Origin of the sequence: Brucella sp. NBRC 14130, assembly GCF_040371715.1 — a bacterium.
Classification (GTDB): domain Bacteria; phylum Pseudomonadota; class Alphaproteobacteria; order Rhizobiales; family Rhizobiaceae; genus Brucella; species Brucella intermedia.
Genome location: NZ_BAABTE010000006.1, coordinates 44,084 through 66,211, shown reverse-complemented (window position 1 = coordinate 66,211; position 22,128 = coordinate 44,084). Strand labels below are relative to the sequence as shown.

Sequence of the window (22,128 nt, the reverse complement as noted above, 5' to 3'; positions counted from 1 at the left end):
ACCATTTCAGACACGCCTTCGCCGTATTTGCCTTGATGTTTAAATCGATTGAATGGCGGTGATCGCTGCAATTTAAGCTTTAAACTGCAATTTTCAGACACGTTTGCGCGAGTTGTTTAACCGTTCTTCAACCATAAGAACGCAAATTGCTGTTCAGTATGGCGGTCGCGTTGCGGCTGTTTTTCAACCGTCGTTTCATCCCTTGTTTCAGGGTCAGTTGCATGTCGAAGTCGCGTGATGATCTAAGCCGCCGCCATTTCCTTTTCGGCACCGGAGCCATCCTCCTCACCGGTGCTGCCGGCTGTTCGCAGACGATGGATATGTCGGCCTTCCAGATGAATGTCGATCCGATGTCGACGGGCGGGATCACGCCGATGCGCCCGCAGATCAGCGTCGACAGGGCCATCACCACGCCGGACGTCATGTATGCGTCGGTGAAGGAAGGCCCCTATGATCTCCCGGCCATTCCTTATGACAAGGTGCCGAAGCAGTTCCGCCGCCAGATCGTGCCGGACCCGACCGGGCAGGCGCCGGGCACCATCGTGGTCAGCCTCAAGGACCACTATCTCTACTACGTCCTGCCGGGCGGCGAGGCGCTGCGCTATGGCGTCGGCATCGGCAAGGCCGGTTTCGAGTGGCAGGGCACCGCCAATGTCCAGTACAAGAAGCAATGGCCGCGCTGGACGCCGCCGCCGGAAATGATCCAGCGCAAGCCGGAACTGGAAAAGTACCGCAACGGACAGGAACCCGGCCCGCAAAACCCGCTCGGCGCCCGCGCGCTCTATATCTATCAGAACGGCCGCGACACCGGCTATCGCATCCACGGTTCGCCGGAATGGTGGTCGATCGGCCAGTCCATGTCCTCGGGCTGTATCCGCCTGATGAATCAGGACATCATCGATCTCTATAATCGCGTGCAGGGCAAGGCGCCGATCATCGTCGGCTAGAGCGGTTCCTGTTCTAACGGAATCGCCGGAACCGCTCTAACTATTTGTTTTATCGCATTATCCAACGCCTCGAAGCGGGATAAGAAATCAGTCCAGTGAACTGATTTCCCTGCACAGACGTTTCACACTTTTGCTGAAAATGCTCCAGGGCCGGATGTCGCTGGAGTGAAACCGACCGTTTCGGGTTAAACAAAAAGGCCGCGCCAGATCAGGCGCGGCCTTTTTCATTTCAGTTTGAAAAGCTTATTCGAAGCGCACCGACTTCGGCAGGGCTTCGCCAAGCTTGACGAAATGGCGCAGTTCGGCGCGCAGATTTTCCGCCGAAGCCATATGGATATGGCTCTGCGGCGCGACCTGGTTCTGCACGACCTGGGTGGATACGCCCGGCATGACAAACGCTCCTGCGGTCAGGACGAGGGCGGCGGCAATGCCGAGGCGTCGTTCGGTTCTGGCCTGCATTTCTATCTCCTTGCGCCGATGGACGGCGGCTTAAAATATCGAATCACGTTCATTCGCAGACGCTGGGACTTTTCAGTCGGGAGCCCGTCAGGGGCCGTTTAGTGAAAAGTCGCGCGCGGCGTAAAATTCAAGGCGCTGTCGATGGCATGGATCGGTATTGGCAACAAAGTCTGGCCGAAATCAGCCAGCGTGTCGGCAAAATTGCGCGCAGCCCCTGCCACATCGTCGCAGCGGCGATGACAGGCAATGGCTTCAAGGCAGGTATCGAGCAACAGCGCGTCCTGGTTCTGGATGCCGGAAATCAGCCCCAGCGTCAGGCATTCCTCGCGGCAGACATGGTGCGAATCGAAGGGGAAGGCCCGCAACGGACAGCTGGCGCAATGACGCAGAACGCGGATGAAATGCGACAGTTCGCCCACCGCGCGCCTGGCCTCGGAGGCCCCAAGCACTTCCGAATAGAGGCCCCAGGTCATTTCCCACGGGATGATCGAGCCCGTCTCGAAACCCGCGGTCCAGCGGCGATAGCCTTCCAGCACCAGCTTTTCCGGCAGGCGGTCGAAATAGCCTGCGGTGTTGGCACCGTTCAGTTGGGATATGCGCATATTCATGTCCGCCTCCCGAAGAAGGAGCGGAACGAACACGAGGCTGCGGATGCGGAGCCATGCCCGCCCGCCCGGAAACGTTCCGTTTCCCCTCGCACATTGCAATATCCGGTCGGCAGGAGACGAAGCTGCCAGGGCAGTCCGTCGACATTTGCGGACCGGCATTCGCCGAGACCAATCATAGGGTCCTCCAATCGAAAGGGTTCAAGGCCCAGACATCAAAGGTTGTGAATTTGCACCATGCATAAAAGCCTGAAAATTCATCTGGAGTCAATTACTCAAGTTTAAAATCTTGTTGGATTTCAATTGTTTGGAATTATTCTAGACTCTAATAGTCATGTTTACAGCATTCAGGAAGGAACGCAACCGCTGCGGGGGTTCAGCGGTTGCGGCAAACGGGCGCATAATGCGCGAGGGAGAGACGACGCGGATCATCCGCCCCTTTGCTCACCACAGTCGCATTCTCCGGGACGCCGGGCTGCAAAGAGCAATCGGTCTGCGCATCCTGCTCGCGTCGCTTTCTCCGCCGCATGATCATTTGCGAAAAGCCTGCGGCCTTTCGGGATCATGTCCGGAAATACGCTCCGCGCGGTACGCGAAAATCACTCTTCCGCCACGGCCTGACGAATATGCGACCGCAGTGCCGGGGGCATCCCGAACCTTGAAACGGTGTCGGGATGCGCATCAGAGCTTTTCGACCTGTATGGATCAGACCGGCGCTCTGACTTCTTCAAGCATGATCTTGATCGATCCTCGTTTCACTCCGGCCGGATTACGCTCTGGAGACGCGCCGGCCGGGTGCACTCGGGTCGAACCATGCTCTAGTGACCCGAATGGTCTTCGTCCTTCTGGCCGCTTTTCGCGGTGACGGGGAAGTCGATCGTCACCTTGCCGGCCTTTTCGAATTCCAGCGTGACGGAAACGGTCTCGCCTTCCTTGTAGGGCTTCTCCGGCTGGATGAACATGAGGTGGTAACCGCCGGATTTCAGCTCGACCTTTCCGCCTGCCGGAATCTCCAGGCCGCCTTCAAGCTGGCGCATCTTCATCACGTCGTTCTGCATCGACATTTCGTGGATTTCGACGCGCTTGACGTCTTTGGTGGTCACCGAAACCAGCTTGTCGGCCTCCTTGCCGTCATTGGCGATGGTGAGAAAACCGCCAGCAACCTTGGCGCCGGGAACCATGGCCCGCACCGAGGGAGCCGTGATTTCCAGTTCGCCGATCCTGGTCGGGGCCGCCGCCTGCATGGAGGCATGGTCCATCTTGCCCATCTGGCCATGATCGCCGTGACCGCCGCCATGTTCGCCGTGTCCGTCATCGGCGCCGGCGACCTTCACCAGAAGCTGCGGCGCGGGATGTTCGAGATCGTGCGGGTTCTGGCCTTCCTTGGGAATTTCCGTCCAGGCAACCGATGCGGCGCTTCCGCAAAGCTGCGTCACGGGGAAGGAGAGGGTGGTGTCCTTGTCGAACTTGGCGAGCTGGCCGACGACGGTGAATTCGTCATAGAAATCGCCTGGCAGGCTGCCATCGGTGAAACGCACTTCGCGAACGCCGGAGGTCACGTCCTTGCCGTGCACCTTGTAGCTCCGGGCATAGTCGCCCTTGGCGGTCTCGATCTTCCAGCCGGCCTTGGCCTGCGGCTGGGCGGAAACGAAGCCCTCGGGAAGCTCGATCTTCACTTCGGTCGTGGCCATGCCGTCGCAGCCATGCGGCACGCGGAAGGTCGCCTTGTAGAAGCTGCCCGCCTTGGCTTCGCCCTGGTCGAGCGAGGAATGGGCCTGTGCCAGACCTGCGGAAGCGCACAGCGCGGCAAGCGAGATTGCGGAGGCGAAAAGACGATGGTTCTTCATTGTTTCAAACCTGAATAATCATTGGTAGGCACGCCGAAACAGGGTTCGGGCGCGTTCATTCCGAATGCGGGGCATTCGTTCAAAAGATCATATTCAGGCGAGAGGCGGCGCTTGCGGCGGTGCCGATGGCGGGTAGGTGCTGTGCCGCAGGATGGGCTGCGGCGGCACGATGCCGTCGGCCATGGCAATGTGCGGGGCGGCGCCGGTGGAACCGGCTGGCGCGGGGCACAGGAAGGCGGAGGAAATCCGGCAGGCTTCGCAACCATTGTTGCTGAAGTGCTTGTCATGGCCCTTCTGGTCCGGATCGGAGCCATGATCGCCGATGCAGAGCACCGGATAGCTGCCATCCGGCAACTGGTATTGGGCCAGCAGGTAGCTGTCTGGCGCATTGAGGTCGACGGGCTTGTGCGCAAAGGCGACGAACATCAGGGCGAATACGCTGAGGATGCGTATCGCCAGAGACATCCGATATTGGCCGATGCTCGTCTTCAACTCAAAGCTTCTCCATGCAAGCCGAGATTACGTATCCCATGCAGGCCGTCTTTGCCAAGCATCAAACAGAAACGGCGCGAATTGGTCGCGCCAGCGGTTTTCTCCAGACTTGCCTTAAAATTATCCCGCAGGCGGGCAGGTACTATAAGATGGCCTCTGATCCTTGCTGTTTCTGTCAGGATCAATTAGGCTCACTTTTGGGGTAGAACAGGCGGGGGATACGAAAAGATTGCATAAATTTCACATTTGAAGAATTGAATTGCCGATGGCGGGGGCATAATTGGTAGTGATGATAAAGAAACGCAAAGGGACTAATCCGATGTTCTCGAAATCCTTCAAAGAAGGGTTCGCGTCCGGTTTTGGAGCGCCCTTCTCCTTCTTTGCAAAAACACGAATAGAGCGTCCACGCCAGTATAGCGTCAATGTTTACAAGGCTTGGGCGGATGCAGGGATGTTTCTTTCGCGAGCCACTGAAAAACAGGGCTCTCTAATTGAATCCGAAACCAGAAAAGCAAGAACAAAAAGGCGTGGCCACAAAAGCGCCGCCTGAAATAACGACGCTCGCTGAAGAAATTTTTAGGCAGATCGGTCCGCTTCTGCCACAGCAACAACGAGAGGCTGTTCTGACCAGAATAGTCTCCGTCATGTCCAACGAGCAGTTTTCAGGTCCAATCGCCCACCCGAAGCATCTTCGCGAATATGAAGATATTGTACCGGGTTCGGCTGAACGCATAATAAGCATGGCCGAAAAAGCGCAGGACCATAACCGGCGGATGGAAGAAAAGATCGTCGATCATCAAATAAACGATGCGCGGCGCGGGATGAATTATGGTTTTGCCGGGCTGGTACTTCTCGTCCTGCTGGCCTTTATTGCTGGTATGTTTCACAATAATCTGCTGGCGACGTTGCTGCTGAGCACGGCTGCTTTCGGCGCTGTCGCTCACTTCATCAATGGGCGCTTGACCAACGGCAAAGCTGAAATCCCAGAAAAGAACTGAGTGTTTCCGGAAAGCAAGAAGCGCGACCGGGGCCGTTTACGAGTTGTCGCCGAACTCTTTATCCGGCGACAACTTATGGCTGGCGGCTAGGATGTTAACGCACCGCGCCCCTGACAGAGAGCAAGTAGCCTTGTGTTCGACAGTTCCGGGCCATCCTTTAGAGCGCGTTTCGATCCGATTGGATCAGATCGCCCGCTTCTTCATCTGTTCGGCAATATAATCCGCCTGACGGATGGCGAGCGCCACGATGGTCAGGGTCGGATTTTCCGCCCCGCCGGTGGTGAACTGGCTGCCGTCGGAAACGAACAGGTTCTTGATGTCATGCGTCTGACCGTGCTTGTTCACCACGCCATCCTGCGGCTTTTCGCTCATCCGGTTGGTGCCCAGATTATGCGTTGACGGATAGGGCGGCGTCGGGAAGGTGCGGATCGCGCCGACGGCCTCGTAAAGCGCCTTGCCCTGCGCATAGGCATGGTTGCGCATGGCAATGTCGTTCGGATGGTCGTCATAATAGACATCGGGAACCGGCAGGCCGTGTTCGTCCTTCACATCCTTGCTGAGCGTGATGCGGTTTTTCTCCTGCGGCATGTCTTCGCCGACGATCCACAGGCCCGCCATGTTGACATAATCGTCGAGCGCCGAGGTGAAGCCGCGTCCCCAGCCGCCCGGATTGAGGAAGGCCGCCATGAAGGGCAGGCCGAGCGAGATGGTTTCCATCTCATAGCCGCCGACGAACCCGCGTTTCGGATTATGCGCGGCCTCGTCGCGGATGATGCCCGCCATGGTCGTGCCGCGATACATGTGCACCGGCTTTTCGAATGAGGCATAGACCGAGCCGGTGGTGTGCCGCATATAGTTGCGCCCCACCTGTCCCGAGGAATTGGCAAGGCCGTCCGGGAATTTCGATGAGGCCGAGTTCAGCAGGAGGCGGGGGCTTTCGATCGAATTGCCGGCCACGCAGACGACGCGCGCTTTCTGGAAATGCTGCTTGCCGTCCTTGTCGGCATAGAGCACGCCCGTCACCTTGCCTGCCGCATTGTGCTCGATCTTGAGCGCCGTGCATTCCGGGCGAACTTCCAGCCTGCCGGTTTCCTCGCCCTTCCGGATTTCCGTATAGAGCGTCGACCATTTCGCGCCCCATTTGCAGCCCTGGAAGCAGAAGCCGGTCTGCTGGCAGCCCATGCGGTCGTCGCGCAGCGCGGAGTTGATCGCCATGCGGCCCGTATGGCATTCCTTGTAGCCGAGCTTGTCGGCGCCCGCCTTCAGAACCTTGAAGTTATTGTTGCCCGGCAGGCCCTCGATCCCGTTGGTGCGGGTGACGCCCATCTTGTCCTCGGCCTTGACGTAATAGGGCTCCAGTTCGGCGAGCGTGATCGGCCAGTCGAGCAGGTTCGCCCCTTCGACCTTGCCGTAATGGGTAAGCGTCTGGAACTCGTAATCCTGAAAGCGCAGCGATGCGCCCGCCCAGTGCGTGGTGGTGCCGCCGACGGCCTTGACGATCCATGCGGGCAGGTTCGGGAAATCGTGCGACACGCGCCAGCTGCCCGATGTGGTGCGCTTGTCGAGCCAGGCGAGCTGGTCGAAACTGTCCCATTCGTCATTGATGAAGTCTTCGAATTCGTGGCGTTTTCCCGCTTCCAGAATGACGACGTCGATGCCTTTCTGGGCCAGTTCGTTGCCGAGCGTGCCGCCGCCTGCGCCCGAGCCGATGATGACGACGACCTTGTCGTTCTTGAGATCATATGGAGCAGCCATTGTTTCCTCCCAATGCTCTCCCGTTTCCGCAGGCAAGGCGCTTGCAGGACGGGGATGCCGCTTTGAAATTGGTGTGTTCCGGCGCCGGGGCGCTTACAGCCATTCGATATCGTCGAAGCCGCGCTGGATATAGCCGCCCTTGGAATAGGCCTCGCCCTCGTAGCCGAAGAGCGGCCAGATTTCCTTCTGGTTGTAGAGGCCGGTCACAAGCCCGCTGCGCACCTTCTGGAAGAAAGGGCTCTTCTCGATATCGCGCAGGATCGCGACGCGCTCTTCCTCCCAGCCCAGACCGAGATAGCCTCCGGCTCCGGCCCGCTTGTCCAGATCGGCGACACCGTCCTCGATCAGCTTCTTCAGCGTCTCGTCCTTGGCGGAATCCGCGTCATAGGGCTTGACGGCGATGGCGTAGAAACGGTCGGGCAGCTTGTCGTGCGGGTAGATGTCGCGTGCGAGCTGGATCAGGGTCGCCATGGTTTCGGGCTTGAGCGTGGCGGTCTCGAGCGCCCATGCGAATTGCGGGCAGATCACGGCGTTGCCGCTGATGACCAGCATGGCGCCGAGGCTGAGGCCCGCGCCGCGCTTGAGAATGTCGCGGCGCGACAGCGTCCTTTTCTCCCGGGTGGAAAGACCGTCGAAAACGGTTGTCATTCGGTTCTCCTCCATTGCTTGCCCGTCCGGAATGGGCGGGCTGGCTGTGCATTCCCGGAGATTTCCACCACCGGGAGCGCTGGCATTCGCATCCTTCAGGGCCGCTCCTCCCGGCCATGAAGGACGATGGGCGGGCCTACTGGTAACGGCCCCCGCGTTGCAGAACTTCGATCTTGTAGCCGTCCGGGTCTTCCGCGAAGAAGAAGCGGGCAAGCTGCACGCCATTGTTCTTGAAATCGACGAGCTTGCCGACCTTGAAGCCAAGTTCGCTGAAGCGGGCATGTTCGGCATCGACATCATCGACCACGACGGCGAGATGGCCATAGCCGTCGCCCAGATTGTAAGGCTCGGTGCGGCCCTTGTTGACCGTCAGTTCGACTTCGAAATCGGCTTCGGCATTGCGCAGATAGATCAGCGTGAAGGTTTCGAAATCGATGCGCTCGGCAATATCGAGGCCAAAAGCCTGTTTGTAGAAGGAAACGGATTTTTCCTCGTCGAGAACACGGATCATCGAATGAATGGCTTTGGCCACATGCTACTCCTGTTTCTTTCGCCGCTTCGTCAAATGCGGCTTGCGATTGTGTTGCTGGTTGTCGATTATGGAAGAAAAAACCACGGCGTGGTGGCAATCGGCTACCACAGCCAGTTTCGTGCTCTTAATGAATGGAGGAACCCATGTGCAAGGTTTTCGCCGAGCAGGACCCGGAAGGCTACCGGCAGATCAACCGCTCCGTGCGCATAGGCGGCCATTCCACCAGCATTCAGCTGGAGGCCACCTTCTGGCGCCTGCTGGACGAGATCGCGGCCAGCCAGAACCTGACCACGCCCCGCTTCATATCGACGCTTTACGATGAAGCGCTGGAGGCCAATGGCGCGATCCCCAACTTCGCCTCCATGCTGCGCACGACCTGCGCGCTTTATCTCATGGGCCACCGTCCCGAGGCGGCCGTTTGTGAGGAAGCGGCCTGAATGAATATTGGCCTCTTGGTGAAATGGGAATAGGGGAGTAGGGGAGTATGGGAATAGGCAGTAAGGCAATATGTTCTCAAACATACTCCTTACTCCCCTATTCCCTTACTGCCTTCGTTAAAGGAATCGAAATGGCAAGCGTAACACGCGAACAGGTTCAGGAGCGGCTGCGGGCCGTGACGGGACCGGATTTCGAAAGCGATGTCGTGTCGCTCGGTCTGGTGTCGGATATCTTTATTGCCGACGGCAAGGTCTTCTTCTCCATCACGGTTCCTGCCGAGCGCGCCGACGCGCTGGAGCCGATGCGGCTTGCCGCCGAGAAGGCGGTGAAGGAAATTCCGGGCGTCACCGGCGCGCTGGTCACGCTCACCGCCGAAAAGAAGGGCGGACGCACCAGCGACGACGCACCCCCACCGCCCAAACCCCAAGCTAGACCAGCAGCCGCACCGGCGCAGCACCGTCATCCCGCGCCGCCGCAGCGCGCGGCGACGAAGCCGGGCATTCCGGGCGTCGGCGCGATCATCGCGGTTGCATCGGGCAAGGGCGGCGTCGGCAAATCCACCACGGCGGTCAATCTGGCGCTTGGCCTTGCCGCCAACGGGCTGAAGGTCGGCATTCTCGATGCCGATATTTACGGGCCGTCCATGCCGCGCCTGCTCGGCCTTTCCGGTCGCCCGGAAACGGTGGAGGGCCGCATTCTGAAGCCGATGGAAAATTACGGCATCAAGGTCATGTCCATGGGCTTCATGGTCGATGAGGAAACGCCGATGATCTGGCGCGGGCCGATGGTCATGTCGGCGCTGACGCAGATGCTGCGCGAAGTGGCCTGGGGCGAGCTTGATGTGCTGGTGGTCGACATGCCGCCCGGCACTGGCGACGCGCAGCTCACCATGGCGCAGCAGGTGCCGCTTGCGGGTGCCGTGGTTGTTTCGACGCCGCAGGACCTGGCGCTGATCGATGCGCGCAAGGGGCTGAACATGTTCCGCAAGGTGGATGTGCCGCTTCTCGGCATCGTGGAGAACATGAGCTACTTCATCGCGCCCGACACCGGCGCGCGCTACGATATTTTCGGCAATGGCGGCGCACGCAGGGAGGCCGAACGCCTCGACGTGCCGTTCCTCGGCGAAGTGCCGCTGCATATGGACGTGCGCGCCTATTCAGACGCCGGAACCCCGATCACGGTCAAGGAGCCGGAGAGCGAACACGCGAAAATCTATCGCGATATCGCAGCCAAGGTCTGGGACAACATGAAGGGCGGCAAGGGGGCTGGAAAGCCAGCGCCGGCGATTGTGTTTGATTAAGGGATTAAGGGATTAAGGGATTAAGGCAGTAGGGCAGTAAGGCAGTATGTTAAGGGAATAGGGGAGTAAGGGAGTAGGGGAATATGTTTTGGTTGCGGACGACCGCAACGCACATATCCTTCTCTGCCCTACTGCCCTACTGCCCTACTGCCCTACTGCCCTACTGCCCTACTGCCCTACTGCCCTACTGCCCTACTGCCCTACTGCCCTACTGCCCTACTGCCCTACTGCCCTACTCAAGTAACCACCGACGGCTCCGTCCGTCCGCTGCGCTTCTTCACTTCCGCGATCTGTTCTGCCGCTTCGATGTAGGGAGCCAGCGTTTCCTGCGTGTCGAGATTGTGCCGGGCGGTGTCGGCCTCATAGCGCTCGACATAGATGCGGATGGTGGCGCCCGACGTGCCGGTGCCGGACAGGCGCAGCACCACGCGGCCGCCTTCCGGGAAATAGATGCGGATGCCCTGATGTTCGCTGATCGAGCCGTCGACCGGATCGCGATAGGCGAAGTCGTCGGCCTTCTCGATCGTGAGGCCGTTGACCGTCGTGCCGGGCAGGGAGGCCAGCTTGCCGCGCAGGTCGGCCACCAACTGTCTGGCGATGTCGGAATCGACCGCTTCATAGTCGTGGCGGGTGTAATAATTGCGTCCGAAACGCGCCCAGTGCTCCTCGACGATTTCCTTCACGCTCTGCTTGCGCACCGCCAGAATGTTGAGCCACAGCAGCACCGCCCACAGGCCGTCCTTCTCGCGCACATGGTCGGAGCCGGTGCCGGAGCTTTCCTCGCCGCAGATCGTCACCTTGCCGTTGTCGAGCAGATTGCCGAAGAACTTCCAGCCGGTCGGCGTTTCGAACATGCCGAGCCCGAGCTTTTCCGCCACGCGGTCGGCGGCGGCGCTGGTCGGCATGGACCGGGCAATGCCCTTGATGCCGTCCTTGTAGCCGGGCGCCAGATGCGCATTGGCGGCGAGCATGGCAAGCGAATCGGACGGGGTCACGAAGATGCCGCGCCCGATAATGAGATTGCGGTCGCCGTCGCCATCGGAAGCCGCGCCGAAATCCGGCGCGTGATCGGACATCAGAAGATCGTAGAGATCCTTTGCGTAGACGAGATTCGGGTCCGGATGATGGCCGCCGAAATCCGGCAGCGGCACGAAATTGACGACGCTGCCCTTTGGTGCGCCAAGTCGCTTCTCGAAGATTTCCGTGGCGTAAGGGCCGGTCACCGCATGCATCGCGTCGAACTTCATGCGGAACCCGCCCTTGATCATGGCGCGGATGGCGTCGAAGTCGAACAGGCTCTCCATCAGTTCGGCATAATCGGTAACGGGATCGAAGATGACGACCTCGGTGTCGCCGATCCGTGTGGTGCCGATCGTGTCGATATCGACATCGGCCACATCGGCGATCCTGTACTGGTCGATCACCTTGGAGCGGGCGAAGATCGCCTCGGTGATCTTTTCCGGCGCCGGTCCGCCATTGCCGATATTGTATTTGATGCCGAAATCTTCATTCGGCCCGCCGGGATTGTGGCTGGCCGAAAGCACCATGCCGCCGAAAGCCTTGTATTTGCGGATCATGTTGGAGGCTGCAGGCGTCGAAAGAATGCCGCCCTGACCCACCATGATGCGGCCAAAACCGTTGGCGGCGGCAATCTTGATCAGCTTCTGGATCACTTCGCGATTGTAATAGCGACCGTCGCCGCCGACCACGAGCGTCTTGCCGGCAAAACCTTCCAGCACATCGAAGACCGACTGGATGAAGTTTTCAGCGTAGTTCTGCTGCTGGAACACCGGAACCTTCTTGCGCAGGCCCGAAGTGCCCGGCTGCTGATCCTGGTATGGGGTGGTCGCGATTGTCGTTACGGTCATGTTTTTCCCGGTTGATTCAATCAGTTGGTACGATACACCTTGTCGGCATTTGCGGTCATTGCAAGACAACATAGATCAAACTTATTGATTGAAAATAACAAAGCGTGTGTTTGTCGCTGGCCATGCTACAAATTCCGTCATGACGGACAATGCTCGCCCCATCGCTGGCCCGCGCGATCAGACGCGCCTGAAACGCGACGATGCCACCGGCCTCGAAGCCGTGGCGGCGCGCTTTCACAGCCACGCCTATGACATGCATTTTCACGACGAATGGCTTGTCGGGGTGACACATGCGGGCGTTCAGGATTTTTTCTGCCGGGGCAGGCGGCGGCAAAGCACGCCGGGGCGAGTGATTCTCATCGAGCCTGGCGAACGCCACGACGGGCAGGCGGTCGCGGCGGACGGCTTTGCCTATAACATGCTCTATATGCCGCAGGCGCTGATCCGCGATGCCATGGGCGGCAATGATGCGCATATCGGCTTTCGCCAGACGCTGGCCGATGACAAGGAACTCTTCCATGCGGTCGCCCGCGCCTGCGAGGCAATCTTTCTGGAAGCGCCGCGCCTGATGATCGAGGACTGCCGCGACCGGGTGACGAACCATCTTTCCCGGCATCTTTCCCCCAATCTGGGCCACGACGTGGCAGAAAAAGCGGCGGCTCCGCATCCGGTCGCAGCCCGCACCATGGATTATCTGCGCGCGCGCTTCGACGAGGAATTCGGCCTCGATGAACTGGCGGAAGCGGTGGGAGCCGCCGACCGTTTCCAGCTTTCACGCGGGTTCCGGCGCGCCTACGGCACCTCGCCGCATGCCTGTCTGGTGCAGTTGCGCCTTGCCGAAGCCCGCCGCCTGCTGCGCGAAAAAGTGCCGCCGGCGGAGGCCGCAGCACTCAGCGGCTTTGCCGACCAGAGCCATATGGGGCGCTGGTTCCGCCGCGCCTATGGCATGACGCCTGCCGCCTATCGCCGGGGGCGCACAAACGTTCCAGAAATTGCAGCCGCAAAGGGCTAGTTCTTTCCTCGAACAGAGGAAGACCCGATGATTTTTGAAACCAAAGTAGCCATTCTTGTCCTGCACGATCTGCCCGTCTGGCAGAAGTTGAACGTAACCGCCTTCATCGCGACCGGCATATCCGGCGCGGTTCCGCAGGCAATGGGCGACCCTTATGAGGATGCGGCAGGCCGCAGGCATACGCCTCTGCTCGGCCAGCCGATGCTGATCTTCTCGGCAACGCCGGACGTGCTGCAAAGGGCATGGCAGCAATCGATCCAGCGCGATCTCGTCCGTGCGCCCTATGTGCGCGCCATGTTCGAGACCGGGCACGACGTCGCCAACCGTGCTGTGTTCAAGGCCGAAAATGCCGATGCCCCCGATCTGGTCGGCCTTGCGCTTTATGGTCCAAAGAAGGATATCGACAAGGCCATAAAGGGAACTAGCTTGCATCCTTGAACAGCACGCTCTGGTCGAACAAATAGCGGTTGGAAAGCGGCAGGCTTGCCGCGCCCATCGCCTTGGCATGGACGCCAACCTTGCCCTCGATGATCTCCGGCGCCCGCAGGCCCTGCAAATCGAGGCATGAAAGCTCGACGCGGGTCGCTTCCACGATGCGGTGGCGCACATTGCCCGGCAGCCAGCCATCGATGATGGCGGCGGGAAAGTCGATGACGGAGGCGGCGGCCACTGCCGCATGCGCCAGCCCCCGTGCGGCAAGCGCCACCCATTCGTCGAGCGGCGTACCGAAATTTCGCCAGTTTTCCGGCGAAAGCCACAGATCGTCGGAGGGCAGGTGCCGCTCCTGCAACATGCGTTCGAGGACGAACAGCGAGGCCGTGTCGATAAGCTGCAAGGTTTCGCCGCGTTCCCACGTGCCGCGCATGCGCATCGGCATGGAGCCGAGCGCGCCCGCATTGCCGGTGCGCCCCGGATAGAGCGTGTTGTTCAGCACCACGCCGCCGCCGATGAACGACCCGATGAAGAAATAGACGAAATCGGTGAATTCTGGTCCGCGGCCAAAAGTCAGTTCTGCGCCGCAGGCCGCCGTTCCGTCATTCTGGATGAAGACCGGAAACGAGAAAGCATGGGCGAAATCGCTGACCAGATCGGCGCCAAGCCATGCATCAAGATCTTCGGCTGGCGCACCCACTTCCTCGACCCAGTTCCACAGTTCAAAGGGGAGGGCAATGCCAAGCCCGGCGATGCGGTCGCGCCTGGCCGGTTCCAGCGCGGCTGTGAAGGCGTTGACGCTGTCGATGGTGAAGCTGCGGATTTCGTCCGGCACCGGCCAGCGATAGGTGATGTGCCGCCGCTCGCGAATCGCGCCCAGAAAATCCATCAAAATGATTTCCGCGCTGCGCCGCCCGATCTTGAGGCCGAAGGAGAAAACCCCGTCGGCGGCAAGGCGCATCGGCATGGAAGGCTGGCCGACACGGCCGCGCACCCGTTCGCCCTGCGTGATGAGGCCGTCTTTTTCCAGCGCACGAATGATGACGGAAACCGTCTGCGCCGAAAGCCCGGTCAGGCGCGCAATGTCGGCGCGGGCAAGCGCGCCGTGCCTGCGCACCAGCGCCAGAACCAGCCGCTCATTATAGGCGCGCACGCCGATCTGGTTTGAACCGCGATTGACGTTCGCGCCGGGCCCGGCGAATTGCTGCATGGCGGGGCCCGGCGTTCCTGAAAGCGTTCCCGAAATTGTGCCGGAAGGCGTTGCGGGAACGCTTTCGGCTGATCCGCTGTCCGGCTCGCGCTCAACTTTATGCCTGACCATAGCCTCTCCCAGATTCCGGCCCATGGGATGCAATCGGAATGCGGCCATGGCGTGCGGGAATTCCTAAACCAAACATCGAAGGAGAAAAACCCCTGACGTGCGGGACATCAAATAAAACAATCGCTTAAGATAGGCGCGGATAAAGCTGGCAGCCTGTCGCCCGCTCGTTTCGCGCTTTCTCCTCCGCCAGTCAGAGTGACACAGCACATTAATAAATCAAGTGGATTTATTAATTGACTCTGTTTTAAAGCCGTGTTTTGCTTCTCCGGTGCCGGGAAGAGGAACCGGCTGCAATCTGGGAGGAGTCCATGAAGAAGACAGTTCTGTCGGCAGCCTTTGCTGCCTTCGCGCTTGGCGCTGCCGCCATTCCATTGAGTTCGGCCAACGCCGCCGATGCCGGCGCGTGCCTCATCACCAAGACCGACACCAACCCGTTCTTCGTCAAGATGAAGGAAGGCGCTGTCGCCAAGGCCAAGGAGCTTGGCGTCAATCTCAAGACCTATGCGGGCAAGATCGACGGCGATTCCGAAAGCCAGGTCGCGGCCATCGAAACCTGCATCGCCGATGGCGCCAAGGGCATTCTGATCACCGCGTCCGACACCAAGGGCATCGTGCCGTCGCTGCAGAAGGCGCGCGAGGCGGGCATGCTCATCATCGCGCTCGATACGCCGCTTGAGCCAGCCGACGCGGCGGACGCAACCTTCGCCACCGACAATTTCCTCGCCGGTGAGCTGGTCGGCAAATGGGCGGCGGCGACGCTTGGCGACAAGGCCAAGGACGCGCATGTGGCTTTCCTCAACCTCACCGCATCGCAGCCGAGCGTCGACGTGCTGCGCGATCAGGGTTTTGCCACCGGTTTCGGCATCGATCCGAAGGACAAGACCAAGCTCGGCGACGAGGACGATCCGCGCATTGCCGGTCGCGACCTGACCGACGGCAACGAGGAGGGCGGACGCCGCGCGATGGAGAATCTTCTCCAGAAGGACCCGAACATCAATGTCGTCCACACCATCAACGAACCTGCCGCCGCCGGTGCCTATGAGGCGCTGAAGGCCGTCGGACGCGAAAAGGATGTGCTGATCGTCTCCATCGATGGCGGCTGCCCCGGCGTGAAGAATGTCGAGGCTGGCGTGATCGGCGCGACCTCGCAGCAATATCCGCTGCAGATGGCGGCGCTCGGCATCGAAGCGATCAAGAAGTTTGCCGATACGGGCGAAAAGCCGAAGCCGACCGAAGGCAAGGATTTTGTCGATACGGGCGTGTCGCTCGTCACCGACAAGCCGGTCGAAGGCGTTCCGTCGATCGATACCAAGACCGCGCTCGGCAAGTGCTGGGGCTGACAGGCTCTTTGGGTTCTGGTTCGGCGGATCGGAAGGTCCGCCGGGCCAGGTTGAAGGCAGGAGACAGAGATGAGTGAGCCACAGGCGGCTTCCGCTGCACAAAAACCGTCCATGCAGGACTATGAAAAGACGCTTTCGCAGAGCGCGGCGGAAGTCGCCTCCTTCGATGCGGGCGACCGGTCGCTGCTTTATCGGATGCGGAGTTTCCTGCATCACAATCCCGCTGCCGTGCCGTTGATCGTGCTCGTCCTGTCGCTGCTGATCTTCGGCGTCACGCTGGGCGGCAAGTTCTTCTCCGCCTTCTCGCTGACGCTTATACTGCAGCAGGTCGCCATTACCGGCATTGTCGCGGCGGCGCAGACGCTGGTGATCCTCACCGCCGGCATCGACCTTTCGGTCGGCGCCATCATGGTGCTGTCCTCGGTGGTGATGGGCCAGTTCACCTTCCGCTACGGTCTGCCCGCCGAGCTTGCCGTTCTCTGCGGCTTTGCCACCGGCGCGCTCTGCGGCTTCATCAACGGCTTTCTGGTCGCCTATGTGCGCCTGCCGCCCTTCATCGTGACGCTCGGCATGTGGCAGGTGATCCTCGCCACCAACTTCCTTTATTCCGCTAACGAGACCATCCGCGCGCAGGAAATCACGGCGGAAGCGCCGATCCTGCAATTCTTCGGCGAGAGTGTGCGCATTGGCGGCGCGGTCTTCACCTATGGCGTCATCGCCATGGTGCTTCTGGTGCTGCTGCTCTGGTATGTGCTGAACCACACCGCATGGGGACGGCACGTCTATGCCATCGGCGACGATCCGGAGGCGGCGCAGCTTTCCGGCGTCTCGGTCAAGCCCATCCTCATGTCGGTCTATGTGCTGGCGGGTATCATCTGCGCGCTGGCGGGCTGGGCGATGATCGGCCGTCTCGGCTCCGTGTCGCCGACTGCGGGCCAGTTCGCCAATATCGAATCCATCACCGCCGTGGTGATCGGCGGCATATCGCTCTTCGGCGGGCGCGGCTCCATCCTCGGCACCATGTTCGGCGCGCTGATCGTCGGCGTGTTTTCGCTGGGCCTGCGCCTGTGGGGCACCGATCCGCAATGGACCTATCTCCTGATCGGCGTTCTCATCATTGCCGCCGTCGCCATCGACCAGTGGATCAGAAAGGCTGCCGCATGAAAACGAACACCACGCCTGTTCTTTCCGCCAAGGGGCTGGTCAAGCGCTATGGTCGCGTCACGGCGCTCGACCATGCCGATTTCGACCTCTATCCCGGCGAAATCCTCGCGGTCATCGGCGATAATGGCGCGGGCAAGTCCTCGCTCATCAAGGCGCTGTCCGGCGCGATCAAGCCGGACGAGGGCGAAATCCTGCTCGACGGCAAGCCGGTCAGCTTTCATTCGCCGATGGAAGCGCGGCAGGCGGGCATCGAGACGGTCTATCAGAACCTTGCCTTGTCGCCAGCACTTTCCATCGCCGACAACCTGTTTCTCGGCCGCGAAATCCGCCGCAAGGGGCCGCTCGGCTCGCTGTTCCGCATGCTGGATCGCGGGGCGATGGAAAAGATCGCCCGAGAAAAACTCTCCGAACTGGGCCTGATGACCATCCAGAACATCGGCCAGGCGGTGGAAACCCTTTCGGGCGGCCAGCGTCAGGGCGTTGCGGTGGCGCGTGCCGCCGCCTTCGGCTCCAAGGTGGTCATCATGGACGAGCCGACTGCGGCGCTCGGCGTCAAGGAATCGCGCCGCGTGCTGGAACTCATTCAGGACGTGAAGCGGCGCGGCATGCCCATCGTGCTCATCTCGCACAACATGCCGCATGTGTTCGAGGTCGCCGACCGCATCCACATTCACCGGCTGGGACGCCGCCTGACGGTCATCGACCCCAAGGAATATTCCATGTCGGACGCCGTGGCGCTGATGACCGGCGCGATGAGGCCGAAGGAAGCGGCTTGAGCTTCTGATATGCTGGCGGGACGAATCACGGAAACCGGACATGACGCCTATCGAGCGCGAAGCCCTGCCTTCGGAAATTCTTGCGCGGCTGGCGGAAACTGACGGACGCCTGATCGTGGCCGTTGCAGGCCCGCCGGGAGCCGGAAAATCCACCATGTCCGACTATCTGCTCCATGCCATCAACAAGGGCGGCGATGCGCCGTCCATCGTCGTGCCCATGGACGGATTTCACCTCGACGACGCCATTCTCGACAGGCGCGGATTGTTGAGCCGCAAGGGTTCGCCGCCAACCTTCGACTGCGCCGGGTTTGCGGTGCTGCTGCAACGGCTGAAACAGGCGGACGGCGAAGTCTTCATCCCGGTCTTCGACCGCTCGCTGGAGCTTTCCCGCGCCGCCGCATCCGTGGTCGGGCCGGAGCATCGCGTGCTTCTGGTGGAAGGCAATTACCTGCTGCTCGATCAGCAGCCATGGGCGCAGCTTGCTCCCTTCTTCGATCTCACGATCTATCTGGACGTGCCTTTCGACGAACTGGAGCGCCGCCTCACCGATCGCTGGCTTGGCTTCGGCTTCGATGCCGAAACCGCCCGGAACCGCGCCCTTTCCAACGATATTCCCAATGCCGAACTCGTGGTCGCGCAATCGCGCAAGGCGGATTTTGTCGTGGTCTCGGACGGGCGATAACAGGGAATTGCGTCTTTCAAGGGTTGCGGCGACGCGCTTGCGTCTGCATGATGGGAAAATCGCTTCATCAGTTTCCGACCGGAATAGTTCCCCATGACGACATATGTTTTTGCGCCGCCTCCGCAGCCGTTTCTGCCGGTGAAGGGAACGGACGCGCTCTTTCCCGTGCATCGCATCTATTGCGTCGGCCAGAACTATGCCGATCACGCCATTGAAATGGGCGGCGATCCGACCCGCAACCCGCCTTTCTTCTTCCAGAAGAACCCGGACAGCCTGGTGATCGGGGGCGGCGACTTCCCCTATCCGCCGAAGACCGAGGACGTGCATCACGAGATCGAACTCGTGGTGGCGCTGAAGACCGGCGGCACCGACATTTCCGTCGAAAAGGCGCTGGGCCATGTTTATGGCTATGCCGTCGGCATCGACATGACGCGCCGCGACCTGCAGGCCGTGGCCAAGAAGGCGGGCCGCCCGTGGGAAGTGGCGAAGGCTTTCGAGCACTCCGCGCCCTGTTCGGCCCTCGTGCCGGTGTCGGAAATCGGCCACCCGGAAAAGGCGGCGATTTCGCTTTCCATCAATGGCGAGACGCGCCAGTCGGGCGACCTCAACCAGATGATCTGGAAGGTGGCGGAGACCATTTCCTACCTGTCGTCGCTCTTTGAGCTGCGCCCCGGCGATCTTATCTTTACGGGTACGCCTGCGGGCGTTGGCCCGGTCAAGCGCGGCGACCGTCTGGAAGGCAAGGTGGATGGTGTGGGGGAACTGTCCGTAACCGTAGTGTGAAGATATGCGGAGGAGCATGAATGAGCACCTATCTTCCCGATGACGTGCACGACGCTCTGGAGCGCTTCATCGCCGAAAGGCATCCCGGTCTCAACCAGACCGAGGCGATGACGCTTATCCTGCGCAAATGGCTGGTGCGCGAGGGCTATCTGTCGGCGGAGCCCGAACACGGCACCCCGCCGGAGGAACTGAACGCGACCAATGACGATTGAACAAGGCAGCAAGTGACTATGGCCAAACAGCCGCCGGAAGGAGCGGGCCGCAAGGCCGCGCTCGGGCGACGCCTTTTGATTCTGACAATTCTGGCAATTCTGCTCGTGATCGCGCTCGTCTGGACGAGCATTTATCTGTTCGATCCCCATGGCGGTCTGGACTTCGACGATCTTGCTATTTTTGCGTTTAATTTCAATGCGGTAGATATGGTGCTGCACCGCCTTGCGTGAGCGCGTTAATATTTTTGTTACCATTTGAAATATTCATTTTGGCCGCGCCCTGACGTTTAGCGCTTCCGTTTGCCGCCTTTTGCATGGTACACGACTGTCATCGACCGAAAGAATATTGACTGAAACGGGTGTCCCGCGATGCCCGCAAAGCCAAGAGGATCTGGATGGCATTCGAGGACATCAAGGCGGAAATTGCGCTGCTTTTCGAGCAAATGGTGAATCAGCCGCAAGACGCTCATGAAATCCGCGAAACGGTTCGCGAGAAGCTCAATGCGCTGCGCGCAAGCGGCTTGCCTCTGCCGGCCGATCTGGTCGAGCTTGAAAAACGCATCGAACAAGATTTCGATTCCTGAGAACGGGTCCGGTCATGCGTCTCCAGCTTTCTTCTTCTTCCGCTGATATGGTCCGCAAGGGCATTCTGCTTCTGGGTTGCGCCGTGGCGCTCAGCGCCTGCAACACCACCGATGGCGGCAAGCCGGTGAAAACCGCGCTGATCACGCAGACCGATACATCCGGCACGACCGTTGCCGCCGCAGGCGGCGCCGCCGGTGCCACAGCAGATGCCGCAGGCACGGCGACAGCCGATGCGGGCGCTGCCGCCGCTGCTGCTGGAACGCAGACCGTCGCGGCGGTGACCGATCCTTCCGATCCCGTCCTGCCCGCCGTCGTTCCCATTCCCGGCATTCGCGGCCAGTCCGAACCGATGATGGCCTATGCCGGTGCGCAGGCCGCCGCTTCTCCGGCATCCGTTGCTGCCAACATGGCGTTTGAGACGCCGGACAGCGCGCCTAAGGATCTGGACACGCTCATCACCAAATATTCCGTCGCCTATGACGTGCCGGAACGCCTTGTGCGCCGGGTCGTGCATCGTGAAAGCCGGTTCAATCCGGGTGCGCGCAACGGTCCTTATTGGGGCCTGATGCAGATCAGCCATCCGACCGCGCGCGGCATGGGGTATACGGGCGCGGCCAAGGGCCTGCTCGATGCGGAAACCAATCTGAAATATGCGGTGCGCTATCTGTCCGGCGCCTACAAGGTGGCGGGCGGCGACGAAAGCCAGGCGGTCCGCTATTATGCGCGCGGCTATTATTACGATGCCAAGCGCAAGGGGCTGTTGCAGGAAACGGGCCTTGACGGCAGCTGGAAGCGCAGCGGCCCGACCCGTGAGGCAGCCGCGTCCATCCAGCCCGCATCATTGCCGGAAGGTGCCGCCGCACCGCTTCCGGGCGTGGCTCCCATCCAGGCTTCCTACACACCGGCGGCTCAATAGAGCGCACCCGAAAAGTGGAGTCCGGTTTTCGGGATAAGGTGCGCGTCAGAAGAAATGCTCATTGAGCTAACTGTCATCTTGACGCTGCAATCTAATGGCAGTTTCCTGTTGAGAGCGCATTTCGATCTGATCTGATCGGACCGGCGCTCTATCTCCATGTTTCACGCGCATCTTTTCCGAAAACCGTTCCACACTTTCGCGATGCGCTCTGGAACCGACGACAGGAAGACCGCATGAATGTGAGATTGCCGCACCCCATCAAGTGGAAATATGACCGGGCCGAATTGTGGGCCGATGGCGTCATCCATGTTCTGGGTGTGGGGCTGGCGCTTGTCGGCGCGGTTGCCATGCTGGTCCATTTCCTGCCGAACATGCCGGCAGTGACCTCGATCTCGTCGGGCGTCTATCTCGTAAGCCTTCTGGTGGCGCTCGGAATTTCGGCTGTCTACAATATCTGGCCGGTTTCCCCGACCAAATGGTTCCTGCGCCGTTTCGACCATTCGGCGATCTACCTGCTGATTGCCGGAACCTACACGCCCTTTGCCATGCATATGGGCGACCGTGCGCTGCCGCTGCTGCTTTTCGTGTGGAGCGTGGCTTCGGTCGGCATCACGCTGAAACTGTTCATGCCGGGGCGTTTCGACCGGCTGTCGATCCTGCTTTATCTAGCGCTCGGCTGGAGTGGCGTCATGGTTTATGACACCATGGTGCAGTCGCTGCCGCCAGCGGTCTTCTGGCTGATTGCAGCCGGCGGCATAATCTATTCGCTGGGCGTGATCTTCCATGTCTGGGAGCGGCTGCGGTTCCAGAATGCCATCTGGCACGGCTTTGTCGTGGTGGGCGCGGCGCTGCATTATTGTGCTGTGTTCGTTGTCGGCACATGGAACTGAAGTCCGGTCTATTTCGGCTCTGACGGCCTGCAAATGGCACACTTCTGCGCTTCCGGTGCTCATGTGCTTTTCGTTGGCGCGTGGAACTAACGAAAAGGGCGGCATCCCGGATTCAGCTTATGACGT

Annotated in this window: 25 protein-coding genes; 16 read left to right on the top strand and 9 right to left on the bottom strand. The window is 60.4% G+C overall.

Annotation, left to right across the window (positions count from 1 at the left end; all coding sequences use genetic code 11):
- Window positions 1-221 precede the first annotated feature (221 nt).
- Complete coding sequence (locus ABWW28_RS13850) at window positions 222-947, top strand: L,D-transpeptidase (RefSeq protein ID WP_006471206.1); 726 nt, start codon at window positions 222-224, stop codon at window positions 945-947.
- 243 nt (window positions 948-1,190) lie between these two features.
- Here ABWW28_RS13850 and ABWW28_RS13845 read toward each other — a convergent pair whose 3' ends face one another.
- The 4 genes from ABWW28_RS13845 to ABWW28_RS13830 form a co-directional block, all read right to left on the bottom strand.
- Complete coding sequence (locus tag ABWW28_RS13845; protein ID WP_063619906.1) at window positions 1,191-1,406, bottom strand: hypothetical protein; 216 nt, start codon at window positions 1,404-1,406, stop codon at window positions 1,191-1,193.
- Between the two features lie 98 nt (window positions 1,407-1,504).
- On the bottom strand, window positions 1,505-2,014 hold the full coding sequence (locus tag ABWW28_RS13840) for a hypothetical protein (protein WP_025090696.1): 510 nt from the start codon (window positions 2,012-2,014) through the stop codon (window positions 1,505-1,507).
- Between the two features lie 815 nt (window positions 2,015-2,829).
- Entirely contained in the window at window positions 2,830-3,858 is a 1,029-nt protein-coding gene (locus ABWW28_RS13835; protein WP_063619907.1) for a DUF1775 domain-containing protein, read from the bottom strand.
- A 93-nt stretch (window positions 3,859-3,951) separates the two neighbouring features.
- The gene (locus ABWW28_RS13830) at window positions 3,952-4,350 is read right to left on the bottom strand and encodes a hypothetical protein (protein ID WP_021587702.1); all 399 of its coding nucleotides are present in this window, start codon (window positions 4,348-4,350) and stop codon (window positions 3,952-3,954) included.
- 491 nt (window positions 4,351-4,841) lie between these two features.
- Between ABWW28_RS13830 and ABWW28_RS13825 the strand changes: the two genes are divergently transcribed.
- Complete coding sequence (locus ABWW28_RS13825; RefSeq protein ID WP_063619908.1) at window positions 4,842-5,348, top strand: DUF2335 domain-containing protein; 507 nt, start codon at window positions 4,842-4,844, stop codon at window positions 5,346-5,348.
- 183 nt (window positions 5,349-5,531) lie between these two features.
- On the opposite strand, the gene ABWW28_RS13820 is transcribed toward ABWW28_RS13825, so the two are convergent.
- From ABWW28_RS13820 to ABWW28_RS13810, 3 genes are all read right to left on the bottom strand, one after another.
- On the bottom strand, window positions 5,532-7,103 hold the full coding sequence (locus ABWW28_RS13820; RefSeq protein WP_353391180.1) for a GMC family oxidoreductase: 1,572 nt from the start codon (window positions 7,101-7,103) through the stop codon (window positions 5,532-5,534).
- Between the two features lie 93 nt (window positions 7,104-7,196).
- The gene (locus ABWW28_RS13815; RefSeq protein ID WP_025090699.1) at window positions 7,197-7,751 is read right to left on the bottom strand and encodes a hypothetical protein; all 555 of its coding nucleotides are present in this window, start codon (window positions 7,749-7,751) and stop codon (window positions 7,197-7,199) included.
- Between the two features lie 136 nt (window positions 7,752-7,887).
- Window positions 7,888-8,283, bottom strand: a complete 396-nt coding sequence (locus tag ABWW28_RS13810; RefSeq protein WP_021587705.1) for a VOC family protein — start codon at window positions 8,281-8,283, stop codon at window positions 7,888-7,890.
- A gap of 143 nt (window positions 8,284-8,426) precedes the next feature.
- On the opposite strand from ABWW28_RS13810, the gene ABWW28_RS13805 reads away from it, so the two are divergent.
- Both ABWW28_RS13805 and apbC read left to right on the top strand, forming a co-directional pair.
- Window positions 8,427-8,720 carry a ribbon-helix-helix domain-containing protein gene (locus ABWW28_RS13805; RefSeq protein ID WP_006471202.1) on the top strand — a complete coding sequence of 98 codons (294 nt, stop codon included), beginning with the start codon at window positions 8,427-8,429 and terminating at the stop codon, window positions 8,718-8,720.
- Between the two features lie 131 nt (window positions 8,721-8,851).
- On the top strand, window positions 8,852-10,021 hold the full coding sequence (apbC, locus tag ABWW28_RS13800; protein WP_006465780.1) for an iron-sulfur cluster carrier protein ApbC: 1,170 nt from the start codon (window positions 8,852-8,854) through the stop codon (window positions 10,019-10,021).
- A gap of 236 nt (window positions 10,022-10,257) precedes the next feature.
- Here apbC and ABWW28_RS13795 read toward each other — a convergent pair whose 3' ends face one another.
- Window positions 10,258-11,889, bottom strand: coding sequence for an alpha-D-glucose phosphate-specific phosphoglucomutase (locus tag ABWW28_RS13795; protein ID WP_063881799.1), 1,632 nt, complete (start codon window positions 11,887-11,889; stop codon window positions 10,258-10,260).
- Between the two features lie 139 nt (window positions 11,890-12,028).
- Between ABWW28_RS13795 and ABWW28_RS13790 the strand changes: the two genes are divergently transcribed.
- A complete protein-coding gene (locus tag ABWW28_RS13790; protein ID WP_063620063.1) occupies window positions 12,029-12,901 on the top strand; it encodes an AraC family transcriptional regulator in 873 nt (290 codons plus the stop codon).
- Between the two features lie 27 nt (window positions 12,902-12,928).
- Window positions 12,929-13,339, top strand: coding sequence for a DUF2000 domain-containing protein (locus ABWW28_RS13785; protein ID WP_081252451.1), 411 nt, complete (start codon window positions 12,929-12,931; stop codon window positions 13,337-13,339).
- Here ABWW28_RS13785 and ABWW28_RS13780 read toward each other — a convergent pair.
- Window positions 13,323-14,654 (bottom strand): ROK family protein, encoded by a 1,332-nt coding sequence (locus tag ABWW28_RS13780; protein WP_081252452.1) that lies wholly within the window; start codon window positions 14,652-14,654, stop codon window positions 13,323-13,325. The genes ABWW28_RS13785 and ABWW28_RS13780 overlap by 17 nt on opposite strands.
- A gap of 308 nt (window positions 14,655-14,962) precedes the next feature.
- Here ABWW28_RS13780 and ABWW28_RS13775 point away from each other — a divergent pair, with 308 nt between their 5' ends.
- The 10 genes from ABWW28_RS13775 (at window position 14,963) to trhA (ending at window position 22,002) form a co-directional block, all read left to right on the top strand.
- Complete coding sequence (locus ABWW28_RS13775; protein WP_025090704.1) at window positions 14,963-15,994, top strand: sugar ABC transporter substrate-binding protein; 1,032 nt, start codon at window positions 14,963-14,965, stop codon at window positions 15,992-15,994.
- A gap of 69 nt (window positions 15,995-16,063) precedes the next feature.
- A complete protein-coding gene (locus ABWW28_RS13770) occupies window positions 16,064-17,158 on the top strand; it encodes an ABC transporter permease (protein ID WP_021587711.1) in 1,095 nt (364 codons plus the stop codon).
- On the top strand, window positions 17,155-17,934 hold the full coding sequence (locus ABWW28_RS13765; RefSeq protein ID WP_061344754.1) for an ATP-binding cassette domain-containing protein: 780 nt from the start codon (window positions 17,155-17,157) through the stop codon (window positions 17,932-17,934). Before ABWW28_RS13770 ends, ABWW28_RS13765 begins: the two co-directional genes overlap by 4 nt.
- A 40-nt stretch (window positions 17,935-17,974) precedes the next feature.
- On the top strand, window positions 17,975-18,616 hold the full coding sequence (locus ABWW28_RS13760) for a nucleoside/nucleotide kinase family protein (RefSeq protein WP_063619911.1): 642 nt from the start codon (window positions 17,975-17,977) through the stop codon (window positions 18,614-18,616).
- Window positions 18,617-18,709: 93 nt separating this feature from the next.
- Window positions 18,710-19,399, top strand: coding sequence for a fumarylacetoacetate hydrolase family protein (locus ABWW28_RS13755; RefSeq protein ID WP_063619912.1), 690 nt, complete (start codon window positions 18,710-18,712; stop codon window positions 19,397-19,399).
- Window positions 19,400-19,419: 20 nt separating this feature from the next.
- Window positions 19,420-19,611, top strand: coding sequence for a hypothetical protein (locus ABWW28_RS13750; protein ID WP_006465790.1), 192 nt, complete (start codon window positions 19,420-19,422; stop codon window positions 19,609-19,611).
- A gap of 18 nt (window positions 19,612-19,629) precedes the next feature.
- Window positions 19,630-19,842 carry a hypothetical protein gene (locus ABWW28_RS13745; protein ID WP_006472953.1) on the top strand — a complete coding sequence of 71 codons (213 nt, stop codon included), beginning with the start codon at window positions 19,630-19,632 and terminating at the stop codon, window positions 19,840-19,842.
- Between the two features lie 164 nt (window positions 19,843-20,006).
- A complete protein-coding gene (locus ABWW28_RS13740; protein ID WP_006472952.1) occupies window positions 20,007-20,195 on the top strand; it encodes a hypothetical protein in 189 nt (62 codons plus the stop codon).
- 14 nt (window positions 20,196-20,209) lie between these two features.
- Window positions 20,210-21,112 (top strand): lytic transglycosylase domain-containing protein, encoded by a 903-nt coding sequence (locus ABWW28_RS13735; protein WP_063619913.1) that lies wholly within the window; start codon window positions 20,210-20,212, stop codon window positions 21,110-21,112.
- A 233-nt stretch (window positions 21,113-21,345) separates the two neighbouring features.
- Window positions 21,346-22,002, top strand: coding sequence for a PAQR family membrane homeostasis protein TrhA (trhA, locus tag ABWW28_RS13730; RefSeq protein ID WP_063881801.1), 657 nt, complete (start codon window positions 21,346-21,348; stop codon window positions 22,000-22,002).
- Window positions 22,003-22,128: the final 126 nt, after the last annotated feature.

Bases quoted from the DNA above. Each gene is read 5' to 3' on its own strand.
- ABWW28_RS13850 (WP_006471206.1), top strand. From the start codon at position 222: ATGTCGAAGTCGCGTGATGATCTAAGCCGCCGCCATTTCCTTTTCGGC.
- ABWW28_RS13790 (WP_063620063.1), top strand. From the start codon at position 12,029: ATGACGGACAATGCTCGCCCCATCGCTGGCCCGCGCGATCAGACGCGC.
- ABWW28_RS13840 (WP_025090696.1), bottom strand. From the start codon at position 2,014: ATGAATATGCGCATATCCCAACTGAACGGTGCCAACACCGCAGGCTAT.
- ABWW28_RS13820 (WP_353391180.1), bottom strand. From the start codon at position 7,103: ATGGCTGCTCCATATGATCTCAAGAACGACAAGGTCGTCGTCATCATC.
- ABWW28_RS13785 (WP_081252451.1), top strand. From the start codon at position 12,929: ATGATTTTTGAAACCAAAGTAGCCATTCTTGTCCTGCACGATCTGCCC.
- trhA (WP_063881801.1), top strand. From the start codon at position 21,346: ATGAATGTGAGATTGCCGCACCCCATCAAGTGGAAATATGACCGGGCC.
- ABWW28_RS13780 (WP_081252452.1), bottom strand. From the start codon at position 14,654: ATGGTCAGGCATAAAGTTGAGCGCGAGCCGGACAGCGGATCAGCCGAA.
- ABWW28_RS13845 (WP_063619906.1), bottom strand. From the start codon at position 1,406: ATGCAGGCCAGAACCGAACGACGCCTCGGCATTGCCGCCGCCCTCGTC.
- ABWW28_RS13760 (WP_063619911.1), top strand. From the start codon at position 17,975: ATGACGCCTATCGAGCGCGAAGCCCTGCCTTCGGAAATTCTTGCGCGG.
- ABWW28_RS13755 (WP_063619912.1), top strand. From the start codon at position 18,710: ATGACGACATATGTTTTTGCGCCGCCTCCGCAGCCGTTTCTGCCGGTG.
- ABWW28_RS13745 (WP_006472953.1), top strand. From the start codon at position 19,630: ATGGCCAAACAGCCGCCGGAAGGAGCGGGCCGCAAGGCCGCGCTCGGG.
- ABWW28_RS13750 (WP_006465790.1), top strand. From the start codon at position 19,420: ATGAGCACCTATCTTCCCGATGACGTGCACGACGCTCTGGAGCGCTTC.
- ABWW28_RS13740 (WP_006472952.1), top strand. From the start codon at position 20,007: ATGGCATTCGAGGACATCAAGGCGGAAATTGCGCTGCTTTTCGAGCAA.
- ABWW28_RS13765 (WP_061344754.1), top strand. From the start codon at position 17,155: ATGAAAACGAACACCACGCCTGTTCTTTCCGCCAAGGGGCTGGTCAAG.
- ABWW28_RS13835 (WP_063619907.1), bottom strand. From the start codon at position 3,858: ATGAAGAACCATCGTCTTTTCGCCTCCGCAATCTCGCTTGCCGCGCTG.
- ABWW28_RS13805 (WP_006471202.1), top strand. From the start codon at position 8,427: ATGTGCAAGGTTTTCGCCGAGCAGGACCCGGAAGGCTACCGGCAGATC.
- ABWW28_RS13815 (WP_025090699.1), bottom strand. From the start codon at position 7,751: ATGACAACCGTTTTCGACGGTCTTTCCACCCGGGAGAAAAGGACGCTG.
- ABWW28_RS13735 (WP_063619913.1), top strand. From the start codon at position 20,210: ATGCGTCTCCAGCTTTCTTCTTCTTCCGCTGATATGGTCCGCAAGGGC.
- ABWW28_RS13795 (WP_063881799.1), bottom strand. From the start codon at position 11,889: ATGACCGTAACGACAATCGCGACCACCCCATACCAGGATCAGCAGCCG.
- ABWW28_RS13775 (WP_025090704.1), top strand. From the start codon at position 14,963: ATGAAGAAGACAGTTCTGTCGGCAGCCTTTGCTGCCTTCGCGCTTGGC.
- apbC (WP_006465780.1), top strand. From the start codon at position 8,852: ATGGCAAGCGTAACACGCGAACAGGTTCAGGAGCGGCTGCGGGCCGTG.
- ABWW28_RS13770 (WP_021587711.1), top strand. From the start codon at position 16,064: ATGAGTGAGCCACAGGCGGCTTCCGCTGCACAAAAACCGTCCATGCAG.